Consider the following 21,048-nt stretch of genomic DNA (forward strand, 5'->3'; position numbering starts at 1 on the left):
GAAGCCCCCGTTACTGTTCAAAATGAATGACGCTGCGGATGCTCTTGCCCTCATGCATCAGGTCAAAAGCCTCATTGATTTTTTCCAGCGGCATGGTGTGGGTAATAAAGTCCTGCAGCGGGAATTCCCCGGCCAGGTAGCGCTCCACATAATCCGGCAGTTCAGAGCGCCCCTTCACACCACCGAAGGCGGTCCCGCGCCAGACTCGGCCGGTCACCAGCTGGAATGGCCGCGTGCAGATTTCCTGTCCGGCACCGGCCACACCGATAATCACTGATTCTCCCCAGCCCTTGTGGCAGCACTCCAGCGCCGAGCGCATTACATCCACGTTGCCGATACATTCGAACGAATAGTCGACACCGCCATCGGTAAGTTCGACGATCACTTCCTGGATGGGCTTGTCGTAGTCTTTCGGGTTGATGCACTCGGTGGCCCCGAGCTTTTTCGCCAGATCGAACTTTGACGTATTGATATCGATACCGATAATACGCCCGGCCCCAGCCATACGTGCGCCAATCACCGCCGACAGGCCAATGCCGCCCAGGCCGAAGATGGCCACGCTTGCGCCCTTTTCCACCTTCGCTGTGTTCATCACTGCCCCCATGCCCGTGGTAACCCCACAGCCCAGCAGGCAGACTTCCTCCAGCGGCGCTTCCGGGTTCACCTTCGCCAGGGCAATTTCCGGCAGTACCGTGTACTCGGAAAAAGTGGACGTGCCCATGTAGTGGTAGATGGGCTTTCCGTCGACAGAAAAGCGCGAGGTACCATCGGGCATCAGCCCCTTGCCCTGGGTATCACGGATCTTCTGGCACAGGTTGGTCTTTCCCGACTTACAGAACTTGCATTCGCCGCATTCCGGTGTGTAGAGCGGGATTACATGATCCCCGACCGCCACACTGGTCACCCCCTCACCAACGGACTCGACGATACCGCCGCCTTCATGACCGAGAATCGCGGGGAAATTCCCCTCCGGGTCCTCGCCGGAAAGCGTGAAGGCATCGGTATGACAGACACCCGTAGCTACCAGCTTGATGCGGACCTCGCCCTTTTGCGGCGGCATCACTTCGACGGTCTCGATGGAAAGCGGCTCCCCCGCCTTCCAGGCCACGGCGGCCTTGCATTGGATCGGCTCTGCGCTCATGAGTGCTCCTGCAGTGATTATCAGTTGGTGCCCCGGTGCGGGAACCTGCCGCACCGGTAGGGTAGCTATTATTCTGGCAAACAAATATTTCGTCCTGAAATATTTGTTTGGCGCCCATGAAATACTGGCGAAGATGCGTGGATCTTCTTGTATTTCAGGGGCTTGCGCCCGCGCTACGCTCGGCGGCTGCACATCCATGTGCAGCATTACCCCGACAATATCTCATTGCCGGGGTAATAACGATAAGCGTTTGTGCCCTTGCTGCGTGTGACTTGGCGCGCCATTCCGGCAATGGTTGAGGTTCTGGAGCGACAGATTCAACCCGACTCGCGCTGCTGCTTGCGCCACTGTAACGGTGACTTGCCGTGAATGGCGCGAAATGCCTTGGAGAAGGCACTGATATCGGTGTAACCCAGCGTGGCAGACAGCAGGTTGATGTCGATACTGGAAGAGCGCAGGTGCCAGCGGGCGGTCTGCATGCGCGCATCCTGCACCAGCTGCTTGAAGGAAGTGCCCTCGGCACTGAGCCGCCGCTGCAGGGTCCGGGCCGGCATCCCCATCAGGCCGGCCACCTGGGCCAGGCTGTGGCGCTGCGCGCCAAGGGTCTGCAGAATCAGCGTCTCCACCTGTGCCGCCACACTTTCCTGGTGTTCCGCCAGCAGCTGGCTCGTGAACTCCTGGAAATACCGTAGCAGGCTGCCACTGGGGGGGCACACCGGGCGGCGGGCAATAGCGGCATCAAACACCAGGCAGTCGTGCTCCTGGCCGAAAAATACCTCCGTGTGGAAGAAGTCCCGGAGCCGTTGCGGGTCGGCCACGGGCTGCTGGCGGAAGGTCACCATGCGGGGACGCACGTCCTTGCCGGCAAGGTCCAGCATCAGGCGGTAGCAGGCCGCCATGGAGAGCTCCCGGTACTGGCGCGCATCGATGGGTCCCTCGAAGTGGTCGTAGCGCTCGGCAATCAGCTGCTCCCCCTCGACCCGCATACGCCAGTGCTCCGCCTGGTTGTGCAATGCCATATAGCGCTGGGTCACCGACAGTGCGGTTTCCAGGTCGACATTATCGAGCAGCTGGCCCAGCGCCCCGAGCATCCGCATCCCCTGCATGGCAGCCAGCCGTACACCGAAGTCCCGGCACTGCAACTCTTCCGCGCAGATATTCAGCAACCGGCACAGGGTGGCAATCGGCACCAGCAGGTCCGGGCGCCGCATACAGTCTTCCGGCAGGCCCACCCGGGCCAACAGCACGGACGGATCGCCGCCAAGATGGGGCACCAGCTGGTTGAATCCCGCCAGGGCGCCACTGCGAATTTCGTAATTCGGTTTCATCGATTCTTCTGGGGGTCCTTTTCTCGCTTACCGACCCGGTGGCACAGCCCTCCCCGGGCTTGCAACCACTGTGCCGGTGGCGAAGTAAATTCAATCACTAATGATGCGTGCACAACTTAACGCCTTCGCCAGGCTGCCTGTGCCACAGTGGTGCACTCCAGGGAGCCATTGGATAAACCCACAGCGTCGCTGCAGGTACTGAAGCGTGCGGGTGCCGGGCGCATCAGTTCGCGAGCGGCCACAGTCTCCTGTAACTGCTGCAACGGCGCAGATGCTGGCCTGAAACTTGCTCCAGCTCAGGGTGAACGCACTATATTCAACAGCAACCAAAGGGACAGCCTCTATGGACAATCATCACTGGTTGATGAGCGCAGAGGCGCTCACGCTGCTGCGCAAGTTGCGCAAACGGCTGCAGGCGGAATTCGATATCAGCCTCCGCTTCTCAGAATATGCTTTTGAGCAGCACCTCGCCCGGGCAAAGCACAAGACCGTGGACGGGGACACGCGGCATATGATTGCGCAACTGGAAAAACTGCGCGGCGCGCCTTTTAGTACTGGCGATGAACCGGCCCCCCGCCTGTATCGCGGCCAGCCAATCCTGCAGGAAAACCGGGACATTTACGCCATGATCTATGGTGACGAACTATCCCTGCACGATGCGTCCCAACCCCGGCGGCAGCAGCGGAAAAAAATGTACCGGGGGCAGGTAGTGCTGGAGGAGGCCCATCACCGCCCCGGACAATCCAGCCGCGAGCACTAGCCGGTCTTTTTGACAAACCTGGTCAGGATGACAATACGCTGGCCATTGACGCGCCCCTCGATCTGCTCCGGGTTATCGGTCAGGCTGATGCCGCGCACTGCCGTGCCGCGCTTGGCAACAATGCTGGTGCCTTTTACATCCAGGTCCTTGATGACAGTGACCGTATCCCCGGCCCGCAGCTCGACGCCATTACAGTCACGCTGTACCACCCGCTCGCTTTCGGCCACAGTAGCGCCCGCCTCGGCCCAGTGGCGCAGGTCGTCATCGAGGTAAAGCATATCCAGCAGGTCCTGGGCCCAGGTTTCGCCGCTGAGCCGCTTCAGCAATCGCCAGGCCTGCACCTGCACCGCCGGCACCTGGCTCCACATACTGTCGCCCAGGCAGCGCCAGTGATCACTGTCGAGGGGCTGCTCCCCCTCCAGCTGTGACCGGCAGCGGCCACAGACAAGGATTTCGGTGTCGCTGCGCCCCTCGGAGTGCGGCACGCTGTATACGCCCAGCTCGCTGCCATCACCGCATAGCTCACATTTTTCGCCACTGCGCTGGCGGAGCTGCTGTTCATTCATCTTATAGGGTCCCTCATTTATTCCGCCCGGCCGGGTAGCCGGTCGGAAGCGGCGCGCATTATACCCGCCAGCCGGCGACTGCCAAGCCGATGCCCCGGGCGGCCGGGTTGCGGTACTGGGCACAAGGCTGGCAAAAGCGGATAAAACACGCCCCGGTGGCGACATTCGCCGGCCGGGGCAGGTATCGATCTATCTCCGCTAAATGCAATCCACCGGAGTCGAGCGCTCATCGGCCCTAAATCCATCCTGGGGCCATATAGCGCCGCTCCGGCAATGTGGTTCCAGGCGCTCCTAGCCGTGATGGGCGGATACGCTCGCTGCAAACTCACCGATTTCATTCTGCGCCAGGGAGTGGGAAATGTCCCCCAGGCTCAGGATGCCGACCAAACGCTTCTCGCTGTTCATCACCGGCATCCGGCGTAGCTGCAGTGACTCCATTTTGTGGAGGGCTTCGTGCATATCATCGTCTTCCCAGCACCACTCGATACCCTCCGTCATCACGTCACGGGCAGTCATCGAGGAAAGCTCGCTACCCTCCACCACGCCCCGGCACGTGATATCCCGGTCGGTGACCATACCAATGAGGTGATCATTCTCGCCGATGGGAACAGCACCAATATCCTCGTCGCGGAGAATTTTTGCCACTTCTGATAGCGGGGTATCCGGTGAACACCAGGTGACACCCTCGTGCATTGCCTCTTTTACGTTCATGGGAACCTCCTCCCCGGGCGCCCCCCGATTGACAACCGGACGACAGCCCCTGGTTAATATGCAGGATTAGTCAGCGCCGCGGGGCGGCGCTTGCTTTAGTGAATTTCAATCCGGTGGTGACGGGGCTCGGGCTCCTTGCGCTTGGGCGCCGTAAGCGTCAGCACCCCGTCCTTGAAACTCGCATCAATTTCCTCTTCACTGATATCCGTGCCCAGGTTGAAACTGCGCATGTACTTACCGTAGCGTCGCTCCTGGCGGATCACGCGCCCCTCTTTTTCCTCCTTGTCTTCCTGGTGCACTTCCGCCTCGATGGTGAGCACGCCATTTTCCAGCGTGACGCTGATATCATCCTTGTTCACCCCGGGCACTTCTGCACTGATTTCATAACTATCCTCGGTTTCCCTGATATCGATTCGGGGAGAAAAGAAGCCTTCCTTCCCCTCGCCGCCAGCGCGTCCCGTAGACATCCACTGGTCAAATATATTGTCGAGATCCAGTAGTGATCCCCTCGGTATCAAGCTCATAAACAGTTCCTCCGCAAACTTGCGCCGGTAGGTGGAAACCCGCTCTCGGGGAAAAACCCCGGCAAGGCTCCCCTGCGCCCGAATTGTAGGGAGAGCGGCATTGATTGGTAGGGCTGCAGGAACTGATCGGCAGCGTGGGCAACAGCGGGACAGGATGGCCTTTCCTGCAGGCCAAAAACATGGATCTTCTATGCCGGGGAGGTCTAAAGAGCGCTCCGAATATACTTTTATTCCCAGCTGGATGGCGCCGCGTTCAACTAAAATGGCATAAGACACTGTTAGCGAGGAACTTGCCATGGCCATTTCCTGGGTGCTCGTAGCAAACCAGTCCCACGCCCGACTCTTTGAGGCAACCAATGCCACGGGGAACCTCCACGAAGTAGAAGGCATGATCTACCCGGAAGCACGCATGAAGGGCACTGAACTTTACTCAGACGGCCCCGGGCGGTCATTCGACAGCGGGGGCGAAGGGCGTCATGGGATGGGTAACCCGCGCGAGCTCCATAACCGGGCGGGCAGCAGGTTCGCAAAGGAGCTGGCCCATGCGCTCGAGCGGGGTCGCCAGGAGGGGCGCTATGAGAAACTCTACATCATTGCCGAGCCGCAAATGGTAGGGAACCTGCGCGATGAACTGGACCCACCGACACGGGCTACCATCGCCGGTGAGTCAGGCAAAAACGTGGTCCATTGCGCACCAGAGGAAATACGCTCACAACTTCCCCACTTGCTCTGAACCTCACCACAGACGCTACCGGGCACGGCTCCAGACCGTGCCCTTACCGTATCCAGCTTGCGGTTAGCTCCCCCCGACAGTCTGCTTTACTATGGTTCCAACCCGATCGCCACACGGACAAGGCAATGCTGAGACTTTTCGATATCAGGCGCGGCAGAATCAGCGAAGCAGCGGCTGCCACCCCGCCGGAACCGAAGCAGTTGGCCGAGGCTGTCTGGATTGATATCCAGGAGCCGGAAGAACAGGAGCGGGAGCTGCTGGAGGAGCTGCTGCGGACTGAACTGCCGGAATCAGAGGATGTGGAGGAAATCGAGGCCTCGGCGCGCTACTTTATCGACGCCGCGGGCGTGCACATTCACTCGCTGTTCCTCACCCAGAGCGAGGGTCGCCACGACACGTCCACCGTGGCCTTCATCCTGCAGCCGGACCGGCTGATTACTGTCCGCGACACTGAACTGGCAGATTTTCGCCTGCTGCGTATGCGGGCCCGCCGTGGCGGCGTGGAGGCCCGTAGTGCGCAGGAGCTGGTCGTCGAGGTGTTCGAGCAGAAGGCGGAAAACCTGGCTGACGCGCTGGAGGATATCCACCTGAAGCTGGGGGAAGTCAGCTACATGGTTCTGGAGGATGAGTCCGCAGAACTGGAAGATGCCATCGACCAGCTGGCCAAGGTGGAGGACAGCAACGGCAAAGTCCTGTTGTGCCTGATGGATACACGCCGCTCCATCACCTTCCTGCAACGACATATACAGATCGATGGCGATCAGCAGGAGCGGTTTCGGGATGTCATCCGCGATATCGACACGCTCTCCGCCCATACCAGCTTCCTGTTCGACAAGATCAACTTCCTGATGGACTCCACCCAGGGCTTCATCAACATCGAACAGAACCAGATCATCAAGATTTTCTCTATCGCCGCGGTGGTGTTCCTGCCCCCGACAATGGTGGCCAGTATCTACGGCATGAATTTTGAGTTCATGCCGGAGGTGGACTGGGAACTGGGCTACCCCTTCGCGCTGGGCCTGATGGTCCTCGCCGGGGTGGCACCTTACCTGTATTTCAAGATAAAGGGCTGGCTGTAACGGCCCCTCTGGCGCCTTTTACTACGGCAGGATGTGCCGCCCAGCTGCTAGAATTCTTTGTCCTGCAGCAAGATTTCGCGCACCGGTACACAGCAACCGGAGAAGAAAATGGTGACACCGACCCACAAGAATTTTCACCGCAAGCGCTGGCTCAGCGTGCAGCAGGCCGTCGATCACCTGAGCGCCCTCTCGGAGGAGCCGCTCAGCGGCGCCGACCTGGCCGACCTGGCCGAGGAGCACCAGCTGGACCTGTACTGGTACCGCCCCGGCCAGCAGGTGGCCTATATGGGGCGCCCGGAAGTGACCACCCTCGACACCCCACTGCGACTGTGCGGGGAAGACCACAGCGACTGGCACGCAATTGCCGATATCCTGCGCCACCACCCAGCACTGCCCGCATTCGAACAGGACACCCCACTGCTGGAAGACGCCAACGGCGACCGCCTGCGCATCACTTTTGACCGTCGCCACAGGCCCGAACCCTTCAGCAGCCGCTGGTATCCCACCCTGGCGGAGCTGGTGGTGCGCCGGGAAGACCTGGAGCAGCTGGAACCCCATCTCTTTTCCGGCCAGGAAGCCGCCGGCACCCACGTGCTGGAAACCCCACTGCTGCTGCGGGTCATCTGGCAGCTAGAGCAGCTGGCACTGGATGGCGACCACCATTCCACCGCCTGGCTGGCAGACCAGCTGGCGCGTCGATCACCCGGCGTGGATCGCGCTGACCTGGAGCGGGTCCTGGACGCCGCCCAGCGCGAGGGGCTCCGCGGTACGCCACACTAAGTGCCGCAAACACCGGCCAGCAGCCATTTCTAATAAATCGAAAGGTTACTCCGCCTTTTTTCGCTGGAAGGCATCGTCGCAATTTATTTACACTCCCTTCATCATCCAGGGCTGGTGTGCGGTTCCGTAAGCGGTAACCGCCCGACGCCATAGAAAATCCAGTAAAACGGGAGGAGACCTGTGGCGGCCAGGAACAGCAAACAGCAATACGGCTGGATGGCCATCGCCCTGCACTGGCTGATGGCCCCGGCAATTATCGGCATGTTTGCGCTGGGCTGGTGGATGCGCCAGCTGTCCTACTACGACCCCTGGTATCGCCAGGGCCCGGAGATCCATAAGGGCATTGGCATCCTGCTGCTGGCACTGTTGCTGCTGCGCCTGGTGTGGAAGGCCATGAATCCGCACCCCCAGGATGTGCCGGGCACACCGCGCTGGCAGGCGCTGGCGGCACGGGCGGCGCACGGCGGTCTCTACCTGCTGCTGCTGGCCATCATGGTTTCCGGCTACCTGATCTCCACTGCGGATGGCCGTGCCATCAGCGTATTTGGCTGGTTCGAGGTTCCCGCCACCCTGCAGGGACAGGCCAACCAGGAAGACCTGGCCGGGGAAATACACGAGGTGCTGGCGTGGACCCTGATGGGGCTGGTGGCCCTGCATGCCCTGGCCGCCCTCAAGCATCACTTTGTAGACCGCGACGCCACCCTGCGCCGTATGCTGGGCCTGCGCGGTAATCCAGCGCCGGTCGGGCGCCGTAACGAGTCAGGTATGAACGAAACCGCCGAACTGACTAAATAATCACCACTCCACCAATCACTGAAGACCGAGGAACGACAATGAAGAAAATCGCCATTTTCCTGTTCGCCGCCCTGATAGGCGCCACCGCCCAGGCGGCCGAGTACAAGATCGACACCAAGGGCGCCCACGCCTTTATCCAGTTCCGCATCAAGCACCTGGGCTACAGCTGGCTCTATGGCCGCTTTGATGAGTTCAGCGGTTCTTTCGAGTACGACGAAAAGAAACCCGCTGACTCCTCCATCAATGTGGAAATCGATGTGGCCAGCATCGACAGCAACCACGCCGAGCGCGACAAGCACCTGCGCGGCGAGGACTTCCTGCATGTGGAAAAATACCCCACCGCCACCTTCAAGAGCACCAGCTACGAGCCCGTGGGCGAGGGCAAGGGCAAGCTCAGCGGCGAACTGACCCTGCACGGCGTGACCAAGCCGATCGTGATCGACGTTGAGCACGTCGGCGGCGGCCAGGACCCATGGGGCGGCTATCGCCAGGGCTTCACCGGCACCACCGAATTTGCCCTGAAAGACTTCGGCATCATGTACGACCTGGGCCCGGCTTCCCAGACCGTGGAGATGATCCTGGACGTGGAAGGTATCCGTATCTGAATCTGATAACGGCTTACATCCATTACCCGAAAGCCCGGCACATGCCGGGCTTTTTTGTGCGCGGCATATGCGCCTGCCGGCAGGGTTCTGCACCCAGCACCTCCTGTGCCCGCTGATACATGGGCGGACACAAGGTCCGCCCCTACGGCTAACCGCCAGGGTATTCATAGGGATACAGGACGACGGGAAAGAACCCGGGGCGCTGCCCAACGCCCCCTCGGTGCACCCTGTGGACTGGCAGGATTGCACTCTATCTCGCAGAACCTCGCGGTAAGGGGACACCGTGTCCGTCGTTGTACTGGCGAACGCATGGGGACGCCGGATTGGCAGGACACAAAAACGAAAAAGCCCGGCACAGGCCGGGCTTTCAGGACATCGCTCTTCGGTTTGCGGTCAGGCCCGCGCCTCACTCGCCAGGGGTGCCCGCTCCAGCAGGCGGCTGCCGCCGTAGACCGCAAGGCCGGCGAGGATGCCCGGCATGCCCTCGTAGATATGGCTGTGCCAGCCCAGCCCATAGCGCCACAGCAGGGCCGTGGCCAGGCCCACCACACTCATGACAATGTACACGCGCTGCGACGGCCGTCCGCCGAGGGCCAGCACGATCAACAGCGGCGCAAATGCCGAGGCCAGCGCCGACCAGGACATCACCACCAGGCTGAACACACTCTGCTTGTTCAGCAGCGCCCAGCCCACCGCAGCCACGGTGATTGCCAGGGTGGCGGCCTTGAGCATCCAGGTGCGCTCGACCCGGTGCGGGATGATGTCGTGGGTGAGTGCGGCGGAGCAGCTCAGTACCAGGGAATCTGCGGTGGACATGGTGGCTGCGAACACACCCGCCAGGATCAGCCCTACCAACACCGGGTGCAGCAGTTCCTGGGCCATCATCGGCAGCGCCAGCTCGGCGTCGAAGCCGCCCGGGTCGCTCAGCATGATCCGCGCCAGCATGCCCACGCCGGTAGCCATGAAATAGAACGCGGTGAACCACAGGTAATACCAGCAGCGCGCGTGCACCATGCGGTTCTCATCCTGCAGCGCCATAAACCGCACCATCACATGGGGCTGGCCGATTACCGACAGGCCTGCAAACAGCCAGCCGATCGCAAACACCACACCACCGGCAAGGCCCGGCAGCAACATATCTTCCGGATACCAGTTCAGGAACCCCTCGACCTGCCCCATCTGGTCCCAGGCGGCGCCCAGGCCACCGACCGACTGGGTGGCGGCGTACAACAGGATTCCCATGGCCACGATCATCACGATCGACTGCGCGGCGTCGGTCCAGATCGAGGCACGGATACCACCCGCCAGGCAGTAGGCCGCCACAATCACCCCGCCGATCACCGCACCACTCCAGATGGGCAGGTCCAGCAGCACGTACAGCGCCTTGCTGCCGGCCACCAGCTGGGCACTGGCGTAGGCCAGCAGGAACATCAGCGCCAGCACTCCGGCAAGGCGCTGCCAGGTGGCGAAACGGGAGCCGCCCCACTTGCTGATCACGCCGGCATAGCTGCTCTCGCCGGTCTCGCGTGTGGCGCGGCACAGGGAGCGGTGTACCCACATGGAGCCGAGAAAGTCGCCCAGGATCCAGCCCACCATCAGCCAGATTGAGGCGAGGCCGGTGGCGTAGGTGTAGCCAATCACACCGATAAACATGTAGCCGCTGTTATTGGTGGCCACGGCGGAAAGCCCCACCAGGAATGGCGGCACGTCACTGCTGGCGAGGTAATAGTCATGTTTGGTGCCGCGGCTGCGCAGGTATGAGCTGATACCAACGGCGGCAAACAGGGCGAGGAAGAACAGGAAACTCAGTAACACGGGCCACTCCTTGCGGTCGTTATTATTGTCAGGTGATCAGCCCCCGGCCCTGGGCGGGAGGCGAAACCCGGTAGACCAGTGTGGATCGACCGGGCGTATATCGCAATCAGGCGCTGCTGGAGCGGGCCGCGGCTGCACTGGTATCCGCGGGCTGGGCACTGACACTCTGGATACCCATCAGCTCGGCAAAGGGTGGAAACTCAACCAGTCCGTCCAGCGCCGGGTCATCCATCGCCTCATCCCGGTAGGCACTGGAGATATCCAGCGCCCGCGCCAGGTTGGCCACTGCCTCTTCCCACTGTTCCTGGCTCGCGTGAGCACAGGCCAGCTGGTAGTAGGCGTTGCCGTTTTCCGGGTCGATTTCCAGCGCCTGCAGGCACAGGTTGATCGCCCACTGCGGCTCACCCAGTTCCAGCACGGCGTCGGCCTTGTAAGTCAGCGCCTCGCCATCGTCCCGGCGCAACCCCAGGATCTGGTCGTAGACGGCAATCTTGCCCGCGGGAGTATGCTCGCGACCGGCTCGCAACCACAGCGACTGGATTTCCTGGGTCAGCTCAATCTCATCGCGGTTGTGCTCGATATGTCGCGTCTTTTCACTGAGCTGCTCCTCGATACTGCGCAGGCGCTCCTCGTACTGTGTGACCAGTTTGTTCACTTCATCCGTAGCGAGGCTATGTACCTTTTCCTTGATATCCCGGATGGAAGTCCAGCCGACAATTACCAGCATCGAGCTGACGCCGGCAATCAGGTAAAAGAAATAGGTCACCGTGTCGGTGGCATAGGTGATGGCCTTGTCGGCGGCGTTAATCTGCCGGTCCACCACTTCCTGTGTAATCGCCACCCGCTGCTCCGCCATTTCCTTGCGCAGCTGCTTGAGCTCATCCAGCACGTAGCGCTCGACAAACGGCGTGTACAGGGGCTCCTGGAGCTTATTGACATGCTCCTCGGCCGCCTGCTGCTTTTCTTCTTCCTGCCTTGTTTGCGCTTCCTGCTGGGCGCTGGCTGCCAGCGGCAGCAGTAATGCCGCCGCCAGCATCAGCCATGCACTCAGGCCGCGCATATCGCCTCGCCGTGGTCATAGACCTCGACCAGTGCGTGGTGCAGGCTCTTCACCGCTTCCTCGTAGTCCGTCTCGTTGATCACGAACTGCATATCCACCTGGCGCATGGACTGGTGGACCGCCAGCACGCTGATACCGGAGCGGGCCAGCGCGGCAACAGCGCGGGACAGCATGCCCGGCACTTTCATGTCGCTACCGATGGCGGATACCACGGCCACCTTGCGTACCTGGATATCACAATCCGGGTACTTCTCGCAGATGGCGCTGCGGATACGCTTCACCGTTTTCAGGTTATTGGCAATAAAGTGGGTGATGGTATTGGCGTTGATGTCCTTGGTTACCACGCTGCCCTTGAAGCGCGCGATGATATCGTTGATGGAACGATCGTAGCTGGTCATCAGGCCCATCATGTCCTGGTCGAAACACTCCACCGCGTATATGTTCTTGCGGCCGGCGATAATCTCGACACAGGGGGTTTCGCTGACATAGTCACCGGTCACCAGGGTGCCGCGGTGCTCGGGCTCGAAGGTGTTCATCACGCGCAGGGGGATTTCCTGCTGGCGCAGGCCCTTCGCCGCACGCGGGTGGATTGCCTCCATACCCAGGTTCGCCAGCTGGTCCGCCACATCGTAGTTGGTGCGGCCGATCGGCACTGCCTGCTCCTCGCCTACCAGGCGCGGGTCGGCACTGCTCAGGTGATATTCCTTGTGAATGATGGCCTCGCGTGCCTCGGTAATTACCGCGATACGACTGAAGGTCATCTCGCTGTAGCCACGCGCGAAGGTATTCATCAGGCCCTCGGCGGTGTGGGCATAGCCGGTGACGATCGGCAGTTCCGTCGCCATGTCGATATCCTTGAACGCGCGCTCGATGCGCTGGTCCAGGGTGAGGTGGTCGCTGTCCTGCCAGCCGGTCAGGTCGACAAAGCGGGCATTGATGCCTTCTTCCTCACGCAACAGCGCGGCGGTGTTCCAGGCGCTGTGCGCCTCACCCAGGCTGGCGAGCATTTCGCTCACAGTATTGAGGTGGCCTTCCAGCGCGAAGTGGCCGTGCTGGCATACCCGCTCCAGGTCCCCCAGGCAGCGCTCGGCATCTTCCAGGCGCTCCCCGATAAAGTCATTGGCCTTCGCCAGCAGTTCCGGATCCTTGAACAGTGATGCGTTGATTTCCCTGACGCGCTCGCGCAGCCCCTCGATGGCCTCGGACCAGCTGCGGTCCTCATTGGCGTCGGCGAAGAGAGCGAAAATGCCCGGACGCCCGGACTTCTTGTGCTCCAGCAGCAGGTCGGTGATACCGCCGTAAGCGGATACCACAAAGATGCGCTGGTACACACCTTCCATCGCGGCCTTGCGGTTCTTGAGAACAATATTGTCGCGTACCGCGGCATAGTCGCTCATGGACGTGCCGCCAATCTTTTCCACCGTGTGTTCTTTCATGGTCTTCCTGTAGATGTTGTGTCTGGATGTATGTGAACCGGCGCCCCCGATCCTATCGGCGGCGCCGGTGCGAACCTCGCAACATCTTTATTTGTCGGATACCTCTTCCGCATCCAGTTCGTACGCGCCTTCCGCGTTGTGCACTTCCTTGCCGTGCAGCGGCGGATTGAAAACACAGGCCATTTTCATTTCTTTCTTGGCGCGCAGGATGTGCTTGTCGTTCTTGTCCAGGATATAGATGGTACCCGGGGTGATCGGGTAGACCTTGCCATCGGCAACAGTTTCCACTTCACCCTCACCGGACATGCAGTACACAGACTCCAGGTGATTCTGGTAGTGCAGGTTCAGGTTGGCACCCTCATAAATGGTGGTGATATGGAAGGAAAAGCCCATGTTGTCGCCCTTCAACAACAGGCGAGTGCTCTCCCAGCCCTCGGAAACAATACGTCGGTCGCTTTTCTCTGCTTCTTGCAGCTGTCTGACAATCATTACTGGTCTCTCATCAAATTAGTTTAAGGACTAAATTTTCACGGGCGCCGATCAGGCGGCGCCAGCCAGGGATTCCTTACCCTTTTCCGCGTCGGTTTCCTCGGCGAAGAAATCGTGCTCTTCCGGCACGTCCTGGCCCTTCAGGACTTTCTGTACCGCCGCTTCGACGATATCCAGGCCACGCTTCAGGTTTTCATCACTGATGGTCAGCGGGCACAGGGTTTTTACCACCTGGTCGTCTGCACCGCTGGTTTCGATCACCAGGCCGTGCTTGAACGCTTCGCTGGTAATCTGGTCGGCCAGCTCACCGCTGATGCAGTTCAGGCCACGCATCATGCCGCGACCGCGGGTGGTCATGTTGCCGTCACCGTACTTCTCGACGATGGCAGACATCCGCTGCTCGATGTACTCACCCTTGCGCTGCACTTCTTTGGCGAACTTGTCGTCGCTCCAGAAGTGGTCGATGGCCGCCTTGGCGGTAACGAAGGCCAGGTTGTTGCCACGGAAAGTACCGTTGTGCTCACCCGGCTTCCACTGGTCCAGTTCCGGGCGCATCAGCACTACCGCGAACGGCAGGCCGTAACCACTCAGGGACTTGGACAGGGTGACGATGTCCGGCGAGATTCCGGCTTCCTCGAAGCTGAAGAAGGCACCGGTACGGCCACAACCCGCCTGGATGTCGTCGACGATCAGCAGCATGTCGTGCTTCTTACATACCGCCTCGAGGTTACGCAGCCATTCCATGCTGCAGGCGTTGATACCGCCCTCACCCTGCACGGTCTCGACCATTACCGCAGCCGGGTGGTCCACGCCGGAGGAGGAGTCGGACAGCACCTTGTCCAGGTAGGCGGTGGTGTCGATGTCGTCGCCCAGGTAACCCTCGTAGGGCATGCGGGTAATACCGCTCATGCTCACGCCGGCGGCGCCGCGGTGGTGGGAGTTACCGGTGGCGGCAAGGGCGCCCAGGCTGCAGCCATGGAAACCGTTGGTGAAGGAGATGATGTTCTCGCGGCCCTTCAGCTTGCGCGCGATCTTCATTGCCGCTTCCACGGCATTGGTGCCGGTCGGGCCGGTGAACTGCATGACATATTCCATGCCGCGCGGCTGCAGGATCTTCTCGGCAAAGCTCTCCATGAACTCGCGCTTGGCCTTGGTGTGCAAGTCCAGGCCGTGGGTGATGCCATCAGCCTGGATATACTCCAGCAGGGCTTCCTTGAAGACCGGGTTGTTATGGCCGTAGTTCAGGGTGCCGGCACCGCCGAGGAAGTCCAGGTACTGGTTGCCTTCCTCGTCATACAGGTACTCGCCCTGGGCCTTGTTGAAAACCCGGGGGAAAGCGCGCGCATAGCTCTGGACTTCCGATTCGATTTCGTCAAAAACTTTCATGTTGTCAACCTTTGATTGGTTAATGTCTGATTTCAGGATTCAGGAAAACTCAATTCTTACCCGGCATATATGACATGCCGTCGCAACCTCAGCTGCCGGCCTGGGTAAAGGGACCGATACGCAGCAACATCTCGCTGTCATGCTGACCCTGGAAGTGGCGCTCCCGGTCAAACATCACCGATTCATTGCACTCAGTGCCCAGCTTGCGGGCAAGGCCGCGGAACAGGGCCCAGGAGGCCTCGTTGTCCGGCGTAATGGTGGTCTCCAGGTAACGCACTTGCGCACAGTTCGGGCGACCGAGGATCTCGCGGATCATGCGGCCGGCGAGGCCCTGTCCGCGGCCTTCCTCGGCCACGGCTACCTGCCAGATAAAGAGAGTGTCGGGACGCGACGGGACCAGGTACCCGGAGACGAAGCCGGCGAGTTTCCCGGCAACCTCCGCGGCGACACTGGTGTCGGCGAAATGGCTGGTCTGCAACAGGTTGCAGTAAACGGAATTTTCATCCAGTGGAGGGCAGCGCTGGATCAAGCGATGCACATCGGCACCGTCTTCACTGACCGGCTGGCGCAGCAGGGCTTCCTTCCTGGCGGAATCCTGCCGCGCCTCTACCTTGTCTTCCGGGGACTCTTCGGCTTTGCCTTCCGAACCCCCGCCCTGATTGTTGGCTACGCTTGTGGCGCTCAAATCAATACCTTTAGTCATCAAATTGTATTAAAAGGCCCGGAATCCCTGCGCTGGCACGCAATTTAGGCCTTAAAGGCCAAATTTGACCTTTTGTCTAATTAATTGTTTACTGCTCTAAACAATTTTTTGCATAGTACTCTAAACAAACACGCAACCGCAAGACCAAACCCATGGAGACTGAACAAAATCTGCCCAACCAGGAGCTGGTAGAGAGCACGGAAAGGGACCCCGGCCAGCCCAGTGAGCACAAATATGACCGGCGCGCCCGAGCGCAGGGCGAGCGCGTGCACGGCAGGATTGACAAAACGCCACCGGCGCATAAAGTCGGACGCGAGCGGATGTCCCGCCGAGAACTGCAGAGCCTGCTACTGATGGACAAGATTGAAGAAGTACTGATCACCCTGCGCCGCCTGATCCGCGCCACCGACCTGCACTCGAAACAACTGGTCAAGACCGCCGGCCTGACCGCGCCGCAACTACTGTTGCTCCAGGCCATCCGTGAAAAAGGCCAGGTAACGATCGGCGCGCTGGCCAAGGAAATCAGCCTCAGCCAGGCCACGGTAACCACTATTTTAGACCGCCTGGAAAAACGCGGGCTGGTTTACCGCGAGCGCTCATCAGAGGATAAGCGCAAGGTGCACGCCTACCTCACCGACAAGGGCATGGACTTTATCCGCGACGCGCCCACGCCACTGCAGGAGCACTTCGTGCGCCAGTTCCGCGACCTGCGCGACTGGGAGCAGTCCATGATCATCTCCTCCCTCCAGCGAGTGGCACTGATGATGGACGCGGAACATATCGATGCCTCTCCGGTACTCGACATCGGCGACCTGGACCGCAAGGTGAGCCGCAACCAATCCGGGGAAAAAGGCGACAAAAGCGACTACTAAGCGCCCGCCACGATCGTCATCGGGCGCCATTTCCGCCGCTTTCTCAGGCGGACTCCCCCGCCTTCGCGCAATCCATGGGCGAGAGTTGCCACGATGGCACGCAATCATTGCATTTACACCGCAGATCGGTATAAATGAAGCCACAACACTAAGGTGGCGCGACACTTTTGAGTTAGCGCCCACTTACTCAAGACATGGCGTAACAACTAGAAAACCAGGGACTTGTCGCAAAACCCACCGCCACTGCACGGCCTGCCGGAGAACGGCAACCGGGCAGGCATGTGTGCTGGTGCGACTCCCCTATGCGCCTGGCGAAATCAGTCCATCCCACGGACCGGGCTCCCCGCCAGGCCACAGTTCTGCCTGTCCTGATAACGCCTGAAAGCAAACACCCCGCAGGGATCAAGGGACAATAAGATGGCTTGTTTGCAGCACCCGGATAGGGAGCACCCCGAATACCTGATGGCCCACCACACTGTGGGCCGTCGCCTTGGCGCCGTGGACACCCGCATCGCCAGTGCCGAGATTTCCGGTATCCACGCGGCCATCCAATGGACCGGTACCCACTGGAATATCCGCGACCTGAGCCGTAACGGGACCTGGCTCAACGGCCAGCAGCTCGTGCCCGCCAGGAATTATGAGCTGGAGCAGGGTGACAAAGTCTGTTTTGGCCGTGCCACCAACCCGGCGTGGGTGGTGGAGAACCTCGACGAGCCGGAAAACCTGCTGATCGACCTGAAGTCGGGTGACGCCCTCTCCCTGGAGCAGTACCACCTGCTGCCGGATGAGCGCGAGCCCCTCGCCAGCCTGCATTTCAACCCGATCTCCGGCCAGTGGCTGTACGAACTCACTGGCAGCTCCAGTGGCAGTGACAGCGCCATCGCCGTCGGCCATGGCGAGCGGATTGACTGCGGCCATTACAGCTGGGAGCTGTTCCTGCCCGACAACCAGGGGGCAACCAAGGAACTCTCCATGCAGCAGATGACCATCTGCGAATTCGACCTGCGCTTTTCGGTCAGCCACCATGAAGAGCATGTGCAGCTGCAACTGCGTCGCCCGGACCTGCAGGTGGCCCTGCCCGCGCGCATCCACCACTACCTGCTGCTGTACCTGGCCCGGGCCCGTATGGAGGATATCGAACGCGGTGCCGATCCGGACTCCCAGAGCTGGGTGTCCATCCAGGTTGCCACTCGCGAGCTGGGCATTACCGTCAACCACCTCAACACCCAGATCTTCCGCGCCCGCAAGCAGATTGCCGAGGCGCTGCCGGACGCTATCGATACCTCGGGACTGGTAGAGCGGCGCTCCTGGGAGATTCGCCTGGGGTGCAGCAACTTCGAGATTTACAAGGGCTCACAGCGCGAGTCCCGGGCCGGCTACATTACCGAGCCCGGCTGATCAATACGGGCACCCCTGGGGGAAGGGAAGCGGGACGCCCGGATAATCACGGACAAACAGACTTCGTCAGGGAAGGCAGGGAGCAGCAACAGGGCCATTCCCCGGAATATTGATGTCAGAAGAACAACCAGAACAGATCGGACGCTACAAAATCACCGGGCAACTTGGCGCCGGTGGTATGGGCGTGGTGTATCTCGCTATCGACGAGCACCTCCAGCGCCGGGTGGCGATCAAGCGACTCATCAGCAACCCGTCCAGCGACACAGCACACCTGCGCATCCGCCAGGAGGCCAAACTGCTGGCGCAGCTCAACCACAGCAACATCGTGCAGATTTACGATGTAGTGGAAGAAGCCGGCAAAATGGCGCTGGTAATGGAGTTTGTCGACGGCTGTACCCTGTCCCAGTGGCAACGGGAGCGCAATCCCGGTCTCGCACAAAAGCTCGATATCCTCGACCAGGTGTGTGCCGGACTGGCCCGTGCCCACAGCATCGGCATCATCCACCGGGACCTGAAGGCCGACAATATCCTGGTGAACCAGGACAACACTGCCAAGATCACCGATTTCGGCATCGCCAAGAACTGGCGAGAAGAGAGTGACCTCACCCGGGAACAGCATGTGGCCGGCAGCTGGGGGGCGATGTCCCCGGAGCAGGCGCTGGGGCGTCCGCTGGACAACCGCTGCGACCTCTTTGCCCTGGGCGTGCTCGCCTACCGCCTGCTGACCGGGCAGGGCCCGTTCGGCGATCACGACAGCGCCTTTGTCATTGTGGACCGTATCGTCAACAGCGGGCACCCGCCGGCGCAGAAACTCAACCCCGAGCTGCCCGCGCCGCTGTCGCACCTGCTCGACCGGTTGCTGGAGAAAGATCCCAACAAACGCCCTCTCAGCGCCAGGGCGGTGGCCGAGGAACTGCACAACATTCGCGCCGCACTGGACGCGAAGACCGCGGTTTCCACCACCAGCCGCACGGTCACCGTTACCGCCGAGAGTTTCCACGCCCAGGCACGACGCCGCCAGAAGCAGCGCAAGCCCCTGCTGGCCGGTGCGGCTATTGCCGTGGCCGCCGCCGTCACCCTGGCCTCCCTCGCCACCCTGATTCCCACAACGGAAAAACCGAAGGGCAAGTACCTCGCTATCCTGGCGCCACACGAGAAAAACCTCGGCAGCCGGGAAATGCGCCTGCTGGGCAACAACATCCTCAGCGCCCTCAAGCAGGGACTGTCCAACCGCCAGGGCCTGCTACTGGTGCCCTACTCTGAATCCCGGCAACTGGCCGGTGAGAGACTGCAGGACCAGGTCGAGGCCCTGAATGCCGACCTGCTGTTGCACCCGTCACTCTCCTGTGAGGGACAGCAGTGCGAGGTGTCCCTGGAGCTGATCGAGGCCGATAACCTGGCCGTGATCAGCAACCGCACCACGACCCTCAATATCAACGAGGGGCTGGAAACACGGGCGCGCACCATGCAGCAGTTGAACTACCTGCTGCGGGATTTCCCGACCCGCGATGGCGCTGCCCAGGCAAATATCTCCGAAACGGACTACCAGCGCTACCTGGCCATTTACGACGATAAAAACTCCGGTAGTACCGACCGGGAGCAGGCAATGGAAGCCCTCGAAGCAATGCAGCGGCGTACACCGGCCTTTACCCCGTTCTATGAACTCTACAGCGAACTGGTGATCGACCAGCGCTTCAACACGCGCCATACCGATGCCCTCGACCGGCTGCGGGAATTCCTCGCCCTGGCGCCACACAAAGTCAGGAACCACCCGGACCTGCTGCTGGCAGAAGTGCGCCTGGCCATTGTGGATGGTAATTCCAGCCGTGCCGAGGCCCTGCTGGACCAGCTCAGGATGAGCCTCCCGGACCGCGCCACCTACTACCAATTGCTCCATTTCTACCATCAGGAAAGCGGCAATTACGACAAGGCCCTTGCCGCCATTAACAACGCCCTGGAACTGCGCACCAGCCACCGCTACCTGCTGCAGAAGGCTGTCACCCTGAGCACCCGGGGCGATATGGAAGCCGCCCGGCCCCTGCTGATAGAGGCCCTGGAGATCGACAAGGACAACATGATGGTGATCTCCGTGCTGGCCGCCAACGAACTCGACAGAGGCCACCCGGAAGAGACCATCCGCCTGCTGCAGAATGCCCCTGTGGAAAAGCTGCGCACGATGGACACCTACAACCTGTGCCTGGCCTACTACATCGAGAAACAGTTCGAGCAGGCCCAGTCCTGCTTTGCCGGCGCATCGGAACGGGCACCAAAGGATGCCGATATCCTGCTATACCAGTCGGAGATTGCGCGCGCCCGGGGCAAAACGGAGCAGGCGCACCAGCTGGCGGAGCGGGCCCTGTCGGTGACAGAGGGGCGCGACGACTGGGAAGGGTTGCTGATGCGCGCCCGCGCCTATGCCGAACTGGGCCAGCCGGACAGGGCGATCAGTACGCTGATCCGGATACGCCGTACCGCCCCGGACGATCTCTACGTCAATTACACCCGCGCCCAGGTCTATATCGCCAGCGGCGACCTGGTGTCCACCCGGGCACATGTGGAAAAAACCCTGGAGCTGGGCGTTTCCCCAATCTGGTTCAACACCGCGCGCTTCGCCCCCATCTGCTCCAGTGACAAATTCGCACAGTTGCGCCGGGAACACCCGGGACTGTGCCAGTCCCGGCAGCAGGAACCCACCCGCATGGCGCAGGGCCAATCCGCCGGGGACGAGGGATAGGGCCAGAGCGCCGTGAAATAGAAACAGAGACCGACGGGACCGGCCGGGAAGCATCCTTGAACCATGAATTAGTACCGCCACCCTAAAAGCGGTAAACTTGCGCCCAATCGCCCGCAGGCAACCAGGATCACTG

The 21,048-nt window shown here is 60.9% G+C and carries 20 protein-coding genes; 9 read left to right on the forward strand and 11 right to left on the reverse strand.

Going from position 1 to position 21,048, the window contains the following annotated elements; genetic code table 11:
- Positions 1 to 10: 10 nt before the first annotated feature.
- The gene (locus tag ACH6CX_RS08885) at positions 11 to 1,141 is read right to left on the reverse strand and encodes an S-(hydroxymethyl)glutathione dehydrogenase/class III alcohol dehydrogenase (protein WP_237062668.1); all 1,131 of its coding nucleotides are present in this window, start codon (positions 1,139 to 1,141) and stop codon (positions 11 to 13) included.
- A 317-nt stretch (positions 1,142 to 1,458) separates the two neighbouring features.
- Positions 1,459 to 2,469 carry an AraC family transcriptional regulator gene (locus ACH6CX_RS08890; RefSeq protein WP_233006302.1) on the reverse strand — a complete coding sequence of 337 codons (1,011 nt, stop codon included), beginning with the start codon at positions 2,467 to 2,469 and terminating at the stop codon, positions 1,459 to 1,461.
- Positions 2,470 to 2,812: 343 nt separating this feature from the next.
- Between ACH6CX_RS08890 and ACH6CX_RS08895 the strand changes: the two genes are divergently transcribed.
- A complete protein-coding gene (locus tag ACH6CX_RS08895) occupies positions 2,813 to 3,229 on the forward strand; it encodes a hypothetical protein (protein WP_233006303.1) in 417 nt (138 codons plus the stop codon).
- Here ACH6CX_RS08895 and ACH6CX_RS08900 read toward each other — a convergent pair.
- From ACH6CX_RS08900 to ACH6CX_RS08910, 3 genes are all read right to left on the reverse strand, one after another.
- Positions 3,226 to 3,795, reverse strand: coding sequence for an alkylphosphonate utilization protein (locus ACH6CX_RS08900; RefSeq protein WP_233006304.1), 570 nt, complete (start codon positions 3,793 to 3,795; stop codon positions 3,226 to 3,228). The two genes, ACH6CX_RS08895 and ACH6CX_RS08900, sit on opposite strands and share 4 nt — an antisense overlap.
- A 291-nt stretch (positions 3,796 to 4,086) precedes the next feature.
- Positions 4,087 to 4,506, reverse strand: a complete 420-nt coding sequence (locus tag ACH6CX_RS08905; protein ID WP_233006305.1) for a CBS domain-containing protein — start codon at positions 4,504 to 4,506, stop codon at positions 4,087 to 4,089.
- 95 nt (positions 4,507 to 4,601) lie between these two features.
- Complete coding sequence (locus ACH6CX_RS08910; RefSeq protein ID WP_233006306.1) at positions 4,602 to 5,030, reverse strand: Hsp20/alpha crystallin family protein; 429 nt, start codon at positions 5,028 to 5,030, stop codon at positions 4,602 to 4,604.
- A gap of 295 nt (positions 5,031 to 5,325) precedes the next feature.
- On the opposite strand from ACH6CX_RS08910, the gene ACH6CX_RS08915 reads away from it, so the two are divergent.
- The 5 genes from ACH6CX_RS08915 (at position 5,326) to ACH6CX_RS08935 (ending at position 9,022) form a co-directional block, all read left to right on the forward strand.
- Positions 5,326 to 5,763 (forward strand): host attachment protein, encoded by a 438-nt coding sequence (locus tag ACH6CX_RS08915; RefSeq protein ID WP_237062670.1) that lies wholly within the window; start codon positions 5,326 to 5,328, stop codon positions 5,761 to 5,763.
- Positions 5,764 to 5,888: 125 nt separating this feature from the next.
- The gene (corA, locus tag ACH6CX_RS08920) at positions 5,889 to 6,842 is read left to right on the forward strand and encodes a magnesium/cobalt transporter CorA (RefSeq protein ID WP_237062672.1); all 954 of its coding nucleotides are present in this window, start codon (positions 5,889 to 5,891) and stop codon (positions 6,840 to 6,842) included.
- A gap of 108 nt (positions 6,843 to 6,950) precedes the next feature.
- Positions 6,951 to 7,622, forward strand: coding sequence for a hypothetical protein (locus tag ACH6CX_RS08925; protein WP_233006309.1), 672 nt, complete (start codon positions 6,951 to 6,953; stop codon positions 7,620 to 7,622).
- 180 nt (positions 7,623 to 7,802) lie between these two features.
- Complete coding sequence (locus ACH6CX_RS08930; RefSeq protein ID WP_396675321.1) at positions 7,803 to 8,417, forward strand: cytochrome b; 615 nt, start codon at positions 7,803 to 7,805, stop codon at positions 8,415 to 8,417.
- A gap of 38 nt (positions 8,418 to 8,455) precedes the next feature.
- On the forward strand, positions 8,456 to 9,022 hold the full coding sequence (locus tag ACH6CX_RS08935; RefSeq protein ID WP_233006311.1) for a YceI family protein: 567 nt from the start codon (positions 8,456 to 8,458) through the stop codon (positions 9,020 to 9,022).
- Between the two features lie 393 nt (positions 9,023 to 9,415).
- Here ACH6CX_RS08935 and ACH6CX_RS08940 read toward each other — a convergent pair whose 3' ends face one another.
- From ACH6CX_RS08940 to ectA, 6 genes are all read right to left on the reverse strand, one after another.
- The gene (locus tag ACH6CX_RS08940) at positions 9,416 to 10,837 is read right to left on the reverse strand and encodes a sodium/proline symporter (protein WP_233006312.1); all 1,422 of its coding nucleotides are present in this window, start codon (positions 10,835 to 10,837) and stop codon (positions 9,416 to 9,418) included.
- Between the two features lie 106 nt (positions 10,838 to 10,943).
- The gene (locus ACH6CX_RS08945; protein ID WP_233006313.1) at positions 10,944 to 11,897 is read right to left on the reverse strand and encodes a TPR end-of-group domain-containing protein; all 954 of its coding nucleotides are present in this window, start codon (positions 11,895 to 11,897) and stop codon (positions 10,944 to 10,946) included.
- Entirely contained in the window at positions 11,885 to 13,333 is a 1,449-nt protein-coding gene (locus ACH6CX_RS08950; RefSeq protein ID WP_237062677.1) for an aspartate kinase, read from the reverse strand. The genes ACH6CX_RS08945 and ACH6CX_RS08950 overlap by 13 nt, the downstream gene beginning before the upstream one ends.
- Before the next feature lie 87 nt (positions 13,334 to 13,420).
- A complete protein-coding gene (locus ACH6CX_RS08955; RefSeq protein WP_233006315.1) occupies positions 13,421 to 13,822 on the reverse strand; it encodes an ectoine synthase in 402 nt (133 codons plus the stop codon).
- 51 nt (positions 13,823 to 13,873) lie between these two features.
- Positions 13,874 to 15,208: a diaminobutyrate--2-oxoglutarate transaminase gene (gene ectB, locus ACH6CX_RS08960; RefSeq protein ID WP_233006316.1), complete on the reverse strand. Its 1,335-nt coding sequence runs from the start codon at positions 15,206 to 15,208 to the stop codon at positions 13,874 to 13,876.
- An 88-nt stretch (positions 15,209 to 15,296) separates the two neighbouring features.
- On the reverse strand, positions 15,297 to 15,893 hold the full coding sequence (gene ectA / locus ACH6CX_RS08965) for a diaminobutyrate acetyltransferase (protein ID WP_233006317.1): 597 nt from the start codon (positions 15,891 to 15,893) through the stop codon (positions 15,297 to 15,299).
- Positions 15,894 to 16,264: 371 nt separating this feature from the next.
- On the opposite strand from ectA, the gene ACH6CX_RS08970 reads away from it, so the two are divergent.
- From ACH6CX_RS08970 to ACH6CX_RS08980, 3 genes are all read left to right on the forward strand, one after another.
- Positions 16,265 to 16,783 carry a MarR family winged helix-turn-helix transcriptional regulator gene (locus ACH6CX_RS08970; protein ID WP_233006693.1) on the forward strand — a complete coding sequence of 173 codons (519 nt, stop codon included), beginning with the start codon at positions 16,265 to 16,267 and terminating at the stop codon, positions 16,781 to 16,783.
- 417 nt (positions 16,784 to 17,200) lie between these two features.
- The gene (locus ACH6CX_RS08975; RefSeq protein WP_396675322.1) at positions 17,201 to 18,181 is read left to right on the forward strand and encodes an FHA domain-containing protein; all 981 of its coding nucleotides are present in this window, start codon (positions 17,201 to 17,203) and stop codon (positions 18,179 to 18,181) included.
- 112 nt (positions 18,182 to 18,293) lie between these two features.
- The gene (locus ACH6CX_RS08980; RefSeq protein WP_237062683.1) at positions 18,294 to 20,915 is read left to right on the forward strand and encodes a serine/threonine-protein kinase; all 2,622 of its coding nucleotides are present in this window, start codon (positions 18,294 to 18,296) and stop codon (positions 20,913 to 20,915) included.
- Positions 20,916 to 21,048: the final 133 nt, after the last annotated feature.

The sequence above is a fragment of the Microbulbifer sp. JSM ZJ756 genome (assembly GCF_044383805.1).
GTDB lineage: Bacteria > Pseudomonadota > Gammaproteobacteria > Pseudomonadales > Cellvibrionaceae > Microbulbifer > Microbulbifer zhoushanensis.